Source organism: Moheibacter sp. (assembly GCF_049672845.1).
GTDB lineage: Bacteria > Bacteroidota > Bacteroidia > Flavobacteriales > Weeksellaceae > Moheibacter.
In genome coordinates this window covers 55,832-68,588 of the sequence record NZ_JBATWT010000012.1, presented here as the reverse complement: position 1 = coordinate 68,588, position 12,757 = coordinate 55,832, and the positions used below count along the sequence as shown (strand labels likewise).

Here is a 12,757-nt window from a genome sequence, read left to right as displayed (position 1 = left end):
TTATGATTAGGGTCATAAATTGACCATCATTTCCATCATAGCTTTGAAATCATAAAGGGTGACAAAGTTTTCACCGCTTTTCATTCCTTCCACAACCATTGAAAAGCAAATTATTGATAATAATCAAAATTTCAGAGTTATGGACACCAACAATTCGAACGAAAGATTTGGAAACACCGGCACCAACATAGATTCGGTGAACTCCATCCCGGAAGATTTTATTCCGTACAACGAACATGAATTTATGGGAACCTATCCGGGCGAAATAAATCCTGACTTTATTGAGCCAACTGCAAACGAGAATCAGCATTCACCAAAAAATCATGATTATGAAAGTACAGATGACAAACCCTTCCGGAATTTTAACCACAAAGTTATTGGCAATTATGATAATGATGGCAACAGTACTGATGATGATGAGAGCGGGATCAAATTTACAAGAAACAACAAACCTTAATATAACTGAATTTTCAGCCAATGAAAATGCCGAAGTAGAATCAGAGATAAATGAAATTCAGATTTTTATTACTACAACGCAGATTCCGGGAATTCCCAACATAATTCCGATTCCGGTTCAGGGGAATTCTCAAAAAACAGAGTGATTATCAGAATATAGGATGATCAAAGTTTAACTTAAAAATTGAGTGAAATGCCACAAACAAAAGAAACTAAGAAAAAATCCACATCAGGTGCAAAAAAAACGAAAGCATCTGAATCAAAAAAAATGGAAGAAACACCACTACACGAATTCTTTCTTGATGGATTAAAAGACATGTACTATGCAGAAAATGCATTGGTTGAAGCGCTGAAAAAAATGGAAAAAGAAGCCACCTCCAAAGAGTTGAAAAAAGCATTCAAAGACCACCGCAGTCAGACTGAAAAACATTATTCTACATTGGAAAAAGTCTTTAAATCTTTGGGCGAAGAGCCGGAAGAAAAAAAATGCAAAGCGATGGATGGATTGATTAAAGAAGCAGAAGAAATCATCAAAGACACAGATGCTGGAACCATGACAAGAGACGCAGCCCTTATCATAGCAGCCCAAAAAGTGGAACACTATGAAATTGCTTCATACGGCGGACTTGCTCAATTGGCCAAAACCATGGAACACACCAAAGCCAAAGAATTATTAGGACAAATCCTCGAAGAAGAAAAGCAAACCGATATGCTTCTGACTGAAATTGCCGAAAACGCAATCAATAACGAAGCGGAAGAAGAAGAATAAATTATCACTCATACGCTCTTTTACATCTTTTTTCCATCCGGAAAACTGCATGGGTCACGCACTCATGCAGTTTTCTTCTGAAAAGGCGAATCCTGTGATGTTGCGTTCTTACTGTTTAATTAATCCTTCAAGTATGAAAAAACAAGATCCAAAGAAAATAAATCCCAAACAGAAACAATCGAGACCCGGCGTTGAAAGCAAAATGAAACCTGTGCCCGAAACCGAACCGCAGGACTTTCCAAAAGGTAAATTACACAATAAAGTTGTTTTGATTACCGGCGGCGACAGCGGAATTGGCAAAGCCACCGCATTACTTTTTGCCCAAGAAGGCGCCTTGGTTTCCATTGCTTATCTGAGCGAAGACAATGATGCCAAAACTACCCGTGAAGAAATCGAGGCCAAAGGTGGAAAATGTTACCTGATCAAAGGCGACCTAAGCCGGGAACCACATTGTAAAAATGTAATCGCCAAAACCATCCGGCATTTCGGTAAGCTCGACATCGTTATCAACAATGCAGCACTTCATTGGGAAGCCGAATCAATCGAAGATATCACCACACGTCAACTACTCAAAACTTTCCACACCGATTTTTTTGCCTATTTCTGGATTGTCAAATATGCAGTTCCCCATCTGAAAAAAGGTTCCTGCATTATCAATACAACTTCGGTTACTGCCTATCGCGGAAGTCCAAAACTGATTGATTATTCCGCTGCCAAAGGTGCCATTGTTTCTTTTACGCGAAGCCTCGCCATGAACCTCATCAAAAAAGGAATTCGCGTGAACGGTGTCGCGCCCGGTCCCATTTGGACCCCGCTGATTGTTTCCACTTTTGATTCCAAAAAGGTTTCGGAATTCGGAAGTGACGTTCCCATGAAACGCCCCGGAATGCCCGACGAAGTAGCACCTTGCTTTTTGTTTCTGGCAAGTGAAGATTCGAGTTATATGAACGGACAAATTCTCCATCCAAACGGTGGGGAAATCATAAACGGATAAAATTTGTATGAACTTCTTGTTGATTTTTGCCGGAATTTTTGATGAAGAATTTTTCATCGGAAATGAAGAATGGGAATTTGCATGGGAAATTCTCGTGCGGTCTGCCATCATGTTCCTCATCATTATTGCAGGCGTGAAAATTCTGGGTCGCCGTGGTGTCAAACAACTTTCCATCTTCGAATTGGTGGTAATCATTGGATTAGGTTAGTTGCCGCTGGAATGGGACGAAGTCGTTCCCGGATTAAGCCCGACAGATTTCAATATTTACAATGCCCTAGAAAGAATCGAAAAGAAAAGCGATTTGTTCAAACCCGTTTTGGGAAAAGGATTTGATATGGAAAAGGCTTTAAAAAAATTAGAAACTATAGCCTGAAATGAATTAACAATAAAAATTAAATTTTATGGAAATGTTCATCGTAATAATGTCAGTAATTGCCACCGCGGCAGTTTTGATCGTAGCTTATTGGTTCATCAGCCGAAAACCGGAACCTAAATTCAATCGGGAAGCGGAAAAACTGGATAAAGAAACAATGGAAGACCGTGTAGAACCCTGAATTTATTTCTCGCGTTCCATCACATAATTGACCATCGTTCGAAGTGATTCTTTGTATTCGCTATCGGGGAATTCATCCAAAATGGCAAGTGCTTCGTCACTGTATTTCTGCATGGTTTTTTGCGTAAATTCGATGCCGCCATTGTCTTTCACGAACTGAATCACTTGCTGAACACGCTTTTTATTATGGTTGTGTCTTTTTACCGAATTAATTAGCCAGTCATGGTCTTTTTTGGAAACTTTATTGAGAACATGAATCAAAGGCAAGGTCATTTTTTGTTCTTTGATATCGATTCCAACCGGTTTTCCAATTAAATCCGAACTTGTATAATCAAATAAATCGTCTTTAATCTGAAAGGCAATTCCCACAAGGTTTCCGAAACGGTTCATCTTTTTGCAAACCTCTTCCGAAGCACCTACCGAACGAGCGCCGGCTTCACAACAAGCCGCAATCAAAGTCGCGGTTTTCTGACGAATTATTTCGAAATAAACATCTTCGGTTATATCTAATTTTCTTGCTTTTTCGATTTGCAATAATTCTCCTTCCGACATTTCTTTGATCGCTACCGAAACGACTTTCAGCAAATCAAAATCTTCGTTTTCAGTGGAAAGAATTAAGGTTTTGGACAAAAGATAATCGCCAACCAAAACCGCAATTTTATTTTTCCAAAGAGCATTCAACGAGAAAAACCCACGACGCATATCGGAATCGTCCACTACGTCATCGTGTACCAAAGTGGCGGTGTGAATTAATTCAATCAAAGCCGCTGCCCGATAACTTCTTTCCTGAAATTCGCCGGTTAATTTGGCCGTCAGGAAGACAAACATCGGACGCATTTGCTTTCCTTTTCGGCGTACGATATAATGCGTAATCCGGTCCAGCAAAGGAACGTTACTTTTCATCGACTGATAAAACTTTGTTTCAAAAAGTTTCATCTCTTCGGCAATCGGTGCTTTTATTTTTTCAATCGATTTCTTCATTTATTCGGCTAAAGAATGAATACACTGAATGCTTTGTTCGACGTGGAAATTTCTGAATTTAAAATCCTCATTGCTGTAACACATCACATTCGGAATTTCGGGTTTTATGGCGATGCCTTCAATTTGCCCCACCTGCGCGGTAAACCCAAGCGGCAAACTGAATTTACTCAATTTTTCATCGAACAACAAATCAGAACCGCGTTTTGGCAAAGAAAATCCGGAGATAAATCCGAAACCGTCGGGCGTATATCCGATCAGGTAAAATCCGTGGGTATTGGAAATAGGGCTGTCATCAACCGTTGCACCGGTGACCATATAATTGGTTTTAAAAGTTTCCAATTTTTTAGCTTGTTGCTTTCCGGGCTTGACTTCGAGCGTATAATGAGTTGTGGACAAATTGGTCCATTCTTTCGTAAAAAGGTGGAGTTTTTCGTTATAAAAAAAGAAAGCTTCGCAATCGAAATTGGTTTTGCGATTTCCGGGATTGAAGTTTTTCTGTTCGGGATAGGTAAATTCGATTTTCTGAACTTCTACCGAAATGCTTTCGTCTTTGGAATTCAATTTTGAAATCGGAAAATAAAAAATGGAAAGGTCTTTCCGGTTGCCGTTATTGTTCCCAAATTCCCCAATGAAAACATAGTCCTCACTGAAAGCCAGTTCTTCCCAGTCGCGGTTTTCGGCATTGGTAATCTTAACAGTTTGAAGAATTTTACCCGTTTGCGGACTGATTTTGTACAATTCCGCTTCTCCTCCGCTGTCGTTTTGTCCCCAATAAAATCCGTCGTGAAATTCAAGTGAAGAAATTTCGTCCAGTTTTTCGGAAATCTTCAAGGTTTTGATTTGGTAATTTTCAATGTCCAAAGTATCAATTTTCATTTGCGCCGACAGGTTCAGGGCGCTCAAAACCAATAAAGCAGAAGCTAAATATTTAATCATTGACGATGAATTCTCTTTTGCTTTCCAAAGGTATTATTTTAAGTGAAACTGTACAAAGTATTATGAATAAAGTCGAAGTTCGAAATTCGTGAGACGAAGTTCGATTTACGATATACAAGGGAAGATATACGATTTACGAGGTAAAGTCAGGATGCTTCAAAATACTTGTTCCGTAGGAACAATTCGTAGGTAGAAAAAATAAGGTGTTCCGACATTCGTTCCGTAGGAACGTTTCTTGAACAGGTTACAACAATCTTCTACAAAGCAGAATATGTTTTCCCGATTGGCTTTGGGTGAAAATTAAAGTCTGACTATAGGATTCCTTTAATTTATATTTTTTTCGGATTAATTCCACACTGAGTGGATAATTCTTTGAAATCACATGAAAGGCTGATTTTTCAATTTCTTTTTTCGGATTTTTTATTTCTCCCAAAACTTCGAAAACCTTACCCGGAAAGGACTTCAACAATTCCTTCGATGTATATAAATGCGAATGAATATGCAGTTTTTTTAAATTTAATTTCTCTCCCAATAATTTAAAAGCGCCCGATTTCAAAACGGCAGAATTGGGTTCGTAAATGAATTTTTCGGGTGATGAAAACTCGGAAACAGCTGTTGCTTCTTCCTTTAAATGAAATTCAAAAAGCAGATGATCGGATTCCAGGTTTGTAGCGATTATTTTGGGATTGGTTTGGATTTCTTTTTTGCAAATCAGCAATAATTCCTTGACTTCGTTTTTAACTGCAACAATGTAAATTTCCTGAATTTGAGGAATTTTCTCCACCGTTGATTTCAAATCCAGCAAAGGCGAAAGTTTGATCATTAATGTTTGGGAACGACTTATAAATTCATCCATCCATTCGAGAATATTGGGTTCCAAATCTTCCAAAACGAATTTTCTTTGGGAATCAATTCGTCGCGAAGGATCGAGGTAAATGATATCCCATTTTTCTTTCGGATTTTCTTTCCAAAAGATTTCAAAATCGGAATTTATATATTCTAAGTTATTTTGATTTAGCGCTTTATAATTATGTTTTGAAATTTCCACCAATTCAGAATTCCGTTCCAAAGCGGTGACTTTTTCAAATTTTTGGGCAAATCCAAATGCATCGATTCCCATTCCGGCGGTTAAATCAATCAAAGTTTTTCCCTTGATAATTTCTGATTTGTATTGGGCAGTAATCCAAGAAGAAGCCTGTTCAAGGTTGAGCGAAGGCGGATAATAAATTCCTCCCGTTTGGTAGAAAAAAGGAAATTTATTGCGTGCAATTTGCAAACCTTTGATTTGCTGGGCAAGTTCCGAAGAACTGAGGTTTTCAAAAGGAGATTTTTTCAAAGAAATACTGCGTACATCTTGGTTTTCTTGCGCACGAATATAGTTTTGAACTTCGGGTTCTAAGAGATTTGGATTCATAAAGTTCAAAGTTAAAACTAAATTCATTAGCCGGAAAATGAGTTGGGTTTTACCTTAAATTAATCCGGTGGATTTTAGCATCCTTTTTAAAATTCATAACTTTGCAAATCATTCAAGCCCATTCCGGGCAAAAAAATCAAAAAATTTCTATGAGTTTTCAAATTGATAATTCTACCCATTTTATTTACAACTGGACTTTTCAAAAATATTCAACACTTGGTTTCGAAGCAATGTTGACACATTTATTTACCTTTGTTTCGCTACTCATCGCTTCCCTTATTTTATTGTGGCTGATTCATTTCGTGGTTCGTCGCGTTTTGATCAAGTTTACAACAGAATTTACCAAGCGTTCCAAGACGAAATTTGATGATTATCTTTTAAAGAATAAAGTTTTCGCGAACCTTGCGCGATTGATTCCGCTGTATATTTTCGCTTCCTTGATTCCTGTTTTATTTTCGGGATTTCCGGGTGGTGTGGTTTTTACCGAAAAGTTTGTGGAGATTTTACTGATTATCAACTGGACGATTCTGGTTATTTCGGTAATGAAATCGATTCGGGATTATTTGGGCGATAAAGAAAGTTTCCGTGGCAAACCGCTTGATAGTTATTTACAAGTCGCCAATATTTTTCTGTTTTTCATTGCTGGAATTTTAATTTTCACCACGTTTACGGGGCAATCGCCTTGGGCTTTTCTGACGGCGATGGGCGCTGCTTCTGCGGTTTTGATGTTGGTTTTCAAGGATACGATTTTGGGATTTGTGGCGAGCATTCAGGTTTCGACCAACGATATGGTGCGTGTGGGCGACTGGATTGAAATGCCGAAATACGGTGCCGATGGCGATGTGATTGAAATCAATTTGAATACGGTAAAAGTTCAGAATTGGGACAAAACCATTACCACGGTTCCGACTTATTATCTGATTACCGATTCTTTTAAAAACTGGCGCGGAATGCAGAATTCGGGTGGAAGACGGATCAAACGTGCGCTCAATATTAAGATTTCTTCGATTCATTATGTAAGTCCGGAGGAATTGAAGGAATTGAAAAAAATCAAACTTCTTCAGAATTACATTGATCAAAGACAGGAAGAAATCGATGCGTACAATGCCGAACATTTCCCGGACCGTACGATGCCGGTGAACGGAAGAAATATGACGAACATCGGGCTTTTCCGTGAATACATCAATCAATACGTGAAAATCCATCCGGGCATCCACAAGGATATGACGATTATGGTTCGTCAGTTATCACCGACTGAACACGGTCTTCCGATCGAACTTTATATGTTTACGGCCGATGTTCGTTGGGTCGTTTACGAAGGAATTATGTCGGATATTTTCGACCATTTATTGGCGGCGATTAAATTTTTCAATCTGGAAACCTTTGAAGCACCTGCTTCGGATGATATGCGAAGCATTGGCAAAGCTTTGAACCCTAAAGTTCTTCCGGATTAATTACAAATTCTTGGTGATACTTTGCACGAGTTTATATTCGGAAAAGAATTCTTTCAGCACGACTCGTAAAACGGTATAAGCCGGAACGGCCACTGCCACTCCGATGATTCCGAAAAGGATTCCTCCGATTAAGATAACAAGAAATATTTCCAAAGGATTTGATTTTACGCTTCGCGAATAAATAAGCGGTTGGTTGATGAAATTGTCCCAAACGTGCGTGAGGATGTACCAAAACATAATCCATAAAACCGTTGGAATGATTTCTGCTCGGAAATCCAGTCCCAAACCGTGTAAATCACTTATCGATAAACTCGCCATGATGACTCCACCCAGAAGTGGTCCGATGTAAGGAAGTGGATTGAGCAAAGCGCAAAGCAAGGCGATGATCGCTGCGTAATTGATTCCGAAAGAAAGTAAAATGATGAAATAAAAAGTAAACATAATCAGGACTTGCAAGGTCAGTCCGATGAAGTAGCGGGACAATAAATCCTTGGTTTTGTCGAGTACGGATTCAAATCTTTTTTCCTCGCCGTTGGGGGCAATGGCCACCATCATTTTGTTGATTAAGTCCCGATCTTTTAGGAAGAAAAAGGTAATGAACATTACTGAAAAAGTATCGATCATGATCACGCCCACAGTGGTTATGGAATCGCCAAACATTCCCGAAAGGCTTTTCACATTTACATTTTCGACTGCGTCGTTCAATAGGTTTTCGAGGAAAGGAATGTTAAGGAACCCGAGTGAGTCGCCGAGTAGTTTGAGCTGATTGGAAATGGCTTCTTCGAAGCGATCGAGGTGCACGAAATTTCCAAACAGTCGATAAGGTTCGTTGAGCACGAGTGAGATGAACAAGCTAACAAAGGCAAAAATCAAAAAAATGAAGAGCGATAGCGTAAGGATAGCGCCAATCGCATTGGGGATCCGAAGTTTATTGTTCATCAGATTCATCAGCGGTCGTCCGATCATCGCCAGCACAAATGCAATGGCGAGGTAGGCAAAAACCGATCGGATTTGCCAAAGAAAATAAAGGGCAACGCCAATCAAAGCAGCTATTCCCAGCGCTCTTAGAATGCCATAGGAAAGCTGTTTAGGTGTCATGAGTTATCGTTTTCGTTTTTTTCGGCCAATCTTTTTCTGAATATCGGTTTAATTTGCGTTCGAACCGGATTTTCAGTTTTTGGTGTCGGATGGATTTTATCCGAAGGATTTCTGAATTTATTTACACCGATTAAAGTCAGTTTTCCTTCGTCAAACGCCTGCTGTTCTTTGTCGGCACTTTTCTGGATCATTTTCTGAATTCTTCCGTCAAATAATCCTTTGAGGAATCCGCCTTCGGCTTCTATATTTTTAAATAACTCCAAGGCGTTTCGGCTCATCAGTTCGGTTAGATTTTCCACGAAATAAGTTCCGGCAACGGGATCCATGAATTTATCGAAATAGGATTCTTTCTGCAAAAGTAATTGCTGTTTGGAAGCAAGTTCTTCGCTGAATGCGGTGGAACCGCTGATTTCGTCATAAGGAAAAACATTTACGACATCGGCCTTTCCCTGAACGGCTGCGGAGGCTTCCAGTCCGCTGCGGATGATATTGTTATGAACATCGAGCAGGGATTTATTACGAGCTGAAGTTTCGGCATAAATAAAAGTTTCTGCTTCGGAATTGTATTCGTTCAGAATCAAATTCCAGAGTTGACGGAGTGCACGAAGTTTGGCAATTTCGAAGAAATAATTTCCGCCTATGGCGACTTTGAAATAGAGTTTCGAAGTGGCTTCTGCCCCTAGGTTTTCCAAATATTCCACAGCATGAGAAATTGCGATGGCAATTTGCTGCAGATGGTTTGCACCGGCATTCTGATAGAGTGAAGCGTTTATTTCGATGTTTTTTTCAAATGTATTTTCGTTGAGGATTTTTTGGGTTAAAGCTAAATCTTTTTCTTGCGAATGGAACCAGTTTCCGGTTTCTGCGAATTTACCCAAAACATCGAGTCCTAAGTATTTTAGGTTTTTGATTTCGGAGAAATTCAATTGATTAAGTGAATCCGTTGATGTTTTGATTTCAAAAAACAAATCCAGGAATTCGGGAAGTTTTAAAACTTGGTCGAAATGACTTTCATTGACTTTGAAACCATAGAGATAAGAAAAATCCTGATGGGAATCGTTTCGGAAGTTTCCGATGATTTTCCAGTCATTTGTGGATTGGATCGCTGAGATTTCTTCGGGCAGATCTTCATTTGTATAAACCGGTTTCACCTGAATTCCTTCGGCGGTATCCCAAACCAGGACTTCATTGTAATCGAGTCCGGCGAGTTCAGCCTGCACTTTGAGCTTCCATTCCTGTGGTGTCAATTGTTTAAATTCCTCAATCTTTTGATTCATTGGTTTCCGGCTTTTTAACTTTTTGTTTTTCGATGATGAATACGTCTTCGTTTTCTTTTTTCAGGTAATGCTTTTCACGCGCAATACGCTCAATTTCAGAAGCATTTGTTTTCATCTGATGAATTTGTATGGTTTCTTTTTCCAGTTTCTGTTCGTAAAGTCTTTTGTCTTTTGTGAGGACTTTGACTTCCTCATCGAGTTCTTTGTGAATGAAATAGGAATTCTGGTCAAAGAAGAACATCCAGACAAGAAATAAGACCGTAACAATCAGGTATTTATTCAGGAAGAAACGATACCATTTCCCTGAACCGCTGTTTATTTTGTCTTTTTCGGGATTCATGATTCTATAGGCGTGGTTAATTTGTCTTTAATCAGTGTTGACAAAAGCCTGATGGCTGCTTCGTTTTTCTTTTTCATGTTGGGAACGATGATGTCGGCATGAATTTTTGAAGGTTCAATGAACTGTTCGTGCATGGGTTTGAGTGTAGTTCGGTATCGGTTCAAAACCTCTTCGAGGTCACGTCCGCGTTCGGTGATATCACGCTGGATTCTTCGGATTAATCTTTCGTCAGAATCGGCATGAACAAATATTTTGACGTCAAATAATTCACGAAGTTCAGGATTCGTGAGTACGAGAATTCCTTCTACAATGATGACGCTTTTGGGATGTGTAACCAAAGTTTCGTCGGTACGGCTGTGTGTGATGAAGGAATAAACAGGTTGGTTGATCACTTCACCTTTTTTTAGTTTCATCACATGTTCGGTCAGAAGTTCGAAATCGATGGAGCGCGGATGGTCGAAATTGATTTTCTGACGTTCTTCCAGCGAAAGTTCGTTATGGTCTTTGTAATAATTGTCCTGGGAAACGACCAGTACGTTTTCTGTATTCAGATGTTTTAAAATATTGCGGACCACGGTTGTTTTTCCCGATCCTGTCCCGCCTGCAATTCCGATTATCAGCATATCATTCTTCGTTTGGAAATGGTTCTTTATCCTTATAAAATTTGGGCATGGATTTCAAAATATATACATCCAGCATGGCTTTGACCCTTGCGAAATATTCGCGTGTTACGGTTACCGTACCGTATCTTTTGGGCACATCGCGTGCATTGAATCCCAGGGCGTAAATATCGTGATTTTTACCGATAAATATTGCGCGTTCATTGTGAAATTCCTGGGAAATAATCGTAAGTGAATCTTGTCCAAATACTTCTTTGGCTCTGAGGACCGAGTCGAGTGTACTGAAACCGGCGAAATCCTCCACGATTTTATCTTCGGGAATGCCCATTTGGATGAGTGAGTTTTTCATGTCTCGGGTTTCATTGTATTCCATGATGGAATTATCACCACTTACGATGATGAATTTGATTTTACCGGCTTTGAAGAGTTCCACAGCGGCTTGCATCCGGTATTTGAAATAAAGGTTTTCTCCACCTCCACGCACGCGTTTGCTGGTTCCGAGCACCAGTCCGGTGGGGTTGTCGGGTACTTCCACAATGTTGTCAAAGGTTTTCCCTTCGGCTTGCTGGGTCACCCAATAGTTCGACAATAAAATCGTGGCGGTAAAGAGGATAATTCCCCCGAGAAGTAATTTCCAAAATCTTCTGAATATCGTTTTCATTTTTCAAAGTCCAGTTTCGATGACCGAAGGTCGGAAAAAATAAGTAAATGGAGGGGATTGAAGTTTCAGGTTTAAAGTTTAAAGTTTCAGGTTTTACTGCGTACAGTCGCTTCGCTCGTGTCAGGTTTAAGGTTTAAGGTTTTACTGCGTACAGTCGCTTCGCTCGTGTCAGGTTTAAGGTTTCAGGTTTCAGGTTTAAGGTTTCAGGTTTAAAATTCAATTATTCATCATTCAATTATTCTATTATTCACTCATTCATCATTCACCCATTCATCATTCACCCATTCAGTCATTCAAAAAATCTGTATCTTTATTTTAATTTTAACAACTTACCGCATGGAATTTCTTGACTCATCGACCATTATGTCCTTTTTTTTAGGAATCGGATTGGCTGCTTCTGCCGGATTCAGGGTATTTGTACCGCTATTTGCATTGAGCATTGGTGCGCACTTCGGAGCAGATTTGCTGGACTTGAATGAGAGTTGGCAATGGGTGGGCAGCTGGCCGGCGATGATTACGCTGGGCGTTGCCACGCTGATTGAGGTTGCCGGCTATTATGTTCCGGTTGTGGATAATCTCCTGGATACGATTGCAGTGCCACTCGCCGCAGTTGCGGGAACAATTCTCATGGCTTCTACCCTGCTCGATATGGGCGAAGTGGCTACCTGGGCGCTGGCTATCATTGCCGGTGGCGGAACGGCAGCCGCCGTGAGCGGAACAACTGCCGCGACGAGGGCGGTTTCGACAGGCACCACGGGCGGAACGGGTAATTTTGTGGTCAATACAGGTGAAACGGCCGCGGCTTCTGTGCTGAGTCTGACTTCATTTATCTGGGCGCCGCTAGCTTTTGTGCTGGTGCTGATTGTGCTTTATTTTGTGTACAGGTTGTGGAAGAAAAGCCGGAGGTTTCTGGCGGAGTGAGGGCCTCGACTCCGCTCGGCCTGACATTCTTCCCGATTTCTACCAACCCTCCACTGGAGGTTTCCTCTTACCCCGATAGCTATCGGGGTCAAATGCTCGACTTCTCGATTATGCCCGATTCTCCACTGGAGAATCTCCTCTTAATATCAAATGCTCGAAGTGACAATAGTGACAATAGTGACATTGGTCGGGGTGATAATAGTGATATAGGTTCTGCCATTTTTCAATATTCTGTTGGGGGAATCGGGATAAATTTACCTGCCGGTGTAAAATAGCTGTAATT

General features: G+C 40.2%; 16 protein-coding genes. 8 read left to right on the top strand and 8 right to left on the bottom strand.

From position 1 onward, the window contains the following. The first annotated feature begins 58 nt into the window (after nt 1–58). From WBF63_RS06120 to WBF63_RS06095, 6 genes are all read left to right on the top strand, one after another. The gene (locus WBF63_RS06120; RefSeq protein WP_424368827.1) at nt 59–457 is read left to right on the top strand and encodes a hypothetical protein; all 399 of its coding nucleotides are present in this window, start codon (nt 59–61) and stop codon (nt 455–457) included. Nucleotides 458–649: 192 nt separating this feature from the next. Then, the gene (locus WBF63_RS06115) at nt 650–1,225 is read left to right on the top strand and encodes a ferritin-like domain-containing protein (RefSeq protein ID WP_424368826.1); all 576 of its coding nucleotides are present in this window, start codon (nt 650–652) and stop codon (nt 1,223–1,225) included. 133 nt (nt 1,226–1,358) lie between these two features. Continuing rightward, the gene (locus WBF63_RS06110; RefSeq protein WP_424368825.1) at nt 1,359–2,219 is read left to right on the top strand and encodes an SDR family oxidoreductase; all 861 of its coding nucleotides are present in this window, start codon (nt 1,359–1,361) and stop codon (nt 2,217–2,219) included. Between the two features lie 7 nt (nt 2,220–2,226). Then, on the top strand, nt 2,227–2,427 hold the full coding sequence (locus WBF63_RS06105; protein WP_424368824.1) for a hypothetical protein: 201 nt from the start codon (nt 2,227–2,229) through the stop codon (nt 2,425–2,427). Beyond that, nucleotides 2,428–2,592, top strand: a complete 165-nt coding sequence (locus tag WBF63_RS06100) for a hypothetical protein (RefSeq protein ID WP_424368823.1) — start codon at nt 2,428–2,430, stop codon at nt 2,590–2,592. A gap of 34 nt (nt 2,593–2,626) precedes the next feature. Then, the gene (locus tag WBF63_RS06095) at nt 2,627–2,773 is read left to right on the top strand and encodes a hypothetical protein (protein ID WP_424368822.1); all 147 of its coding nucleotides are present in this window, start codon (nt 2,627–2,629) and stop codon (nt 2,771–2,773) included. A gap of 2 nt (nt 2,774–2,775) precedes the next feature. Here WBF63_RS06095 and WBF63_RS06090 read toward each other — a convergent pair whose 3' ends face one another. The 3 genes from WBF63_RS06090 to WBF63_RS06080 form a co-directional block, all read right to left on the bottom strand. After that, nucleotides 2,776–3,753: a polyprenyl synthetase family protein gene (locus WBF63_RS06090; protein ID WP_424368821.1), complete on the bottom strand. Its 978-nt coding sequence runs from the start codon at nt 3,751–3,753 to the stop codon at nt 2,776–2,778. Continuing rightward, on the bottom strand, nt 3,754–4,689 hold the full coding sequence (locus WBF63_RS06085; RefSeq protein WP_424368820.1) for a hypothetical protein: 936 nt from the start codon (nt 4,687–4,689) through the stop codon (nt 3,754–3,756). A 244-nt stretch (nt 4,690–4,933) separates the two neighbouring features. Beyond that, a complete protein-coding gene (locus tag WBF63_RS06080) occupies nt 4,934–6,130 on the bottom strand; it encodes a class I SAM-dependent methyltransferase (RefSeq protein ID WP_424368819.1) in 1,197 nt (398 codons plus the stop codon). Between the two features lie 122 nt (nt 6,131–6,252). On the opposite strand from WBF63_RS06080, the gene WBF63_RS06075 reads away from it, so the two are divergent. Next, entirely contained in the window at nt 6,253–7,557 is a 1,305-nt protein-coding gene (locus WBF63_RS06075; RefSeq protein ID WP_424368818.1) for a mechanosensitive ion channel family protein, read from the top strand. Here WBF63_RS06075 and WBF63_RS06070 read toward each other — a convergent pair whose 3' ends face one another. From WBF63_RS06070 to WBF63_RS06050, 5 genes are read right to left on the bottom strand one after another with little or no spacing between them, the layout of a single operon-like run. Beyond that, nucleotides 7,558–8,655 (bottom strand): AI-2E family transporter, encoded by a 1,098-nt coding sequence (locus tag WBF63_RS06070; RefSeq protein WP_424368817.1) that lies wholly within the window; start codon nt 8,653–8,655, stop codon nt 7,558–7,560. Further along, on the bottom strand, nt 8,652–9,932 hold the full coding sequence (locus WBF63_RS06065) for a methylmalonyl-CoA mutase family protein (RefSeq protein ID WP_424368816.1): 1,281 nt from the start codon (nt 9,930–9,932) through the stop codon (nt 8,652–8,654). The genes WBF63_RS06070 and WBF63_RS06065 overlap by 4 nt, the downstream gene beginning before the upstream one ends. Further along, on the bottom strand, nt 9,916–10,272 hold the full coding sequence (locus tag WBF63_RS06060) for an FtsB family cell division protein (RefSeq protein WP_424368815.1): 357 nt from the start codon (nt 10,270–10,272) through the stop codon (nt 9,916–9,918). The genes WBF63_RS06065 and WBF63_RS06060 overlap by 17 nt, the downstream gene beginning before the upstream one ends. Continuing rightward, nucleotides 10,269–10,895 carry a uridine kinase gene (gene udk / locus WBF63_RS06055; protein WP_424368814.1) on the bottom strand — a complete coding sequence of 209 codons (627 nt, stop codon included), beginning with the start codon at nt 10,893–10,895 and terminating at the stop codon, nt 10,269–10,271. The genes WBF63_RS06060 and udk overlap by 4 nt, the downstream gene beginning before the upstream one ends. 1 nt (nt 10,896) lies before the next feature. After that, nucleotides 10,897–11,553, bottom strand: a complete 657-nt coding sequence (locus WBF63_RS06050; RefSeq protein WP_424368813.1) for a SanA/YdcF family protein — start codon at nt 11,551–11,553, stop codon at nt 10,897–10,899. Nucleotides 11,554–11,889: 336 nt separating this feature from the next. Here WBF63_RS06050 and WBF63_RS06045 point away from each other — a divergent pair, with 336 nt between their 5' ends. Continuing rightward, nucleotides 11,890–12,474, top strand: a complete 585-nt coding sequence (locus tag WBF63_RS06045; RefSeq protein ID WP_424368812.1) for a DUF4126 domain-containing protein — start codon at nt 11,890–11,892, stop codon at nt 12,472–12,474. Nucleotides 12,475–12,757: the final 283 nt, after the last annotated feature.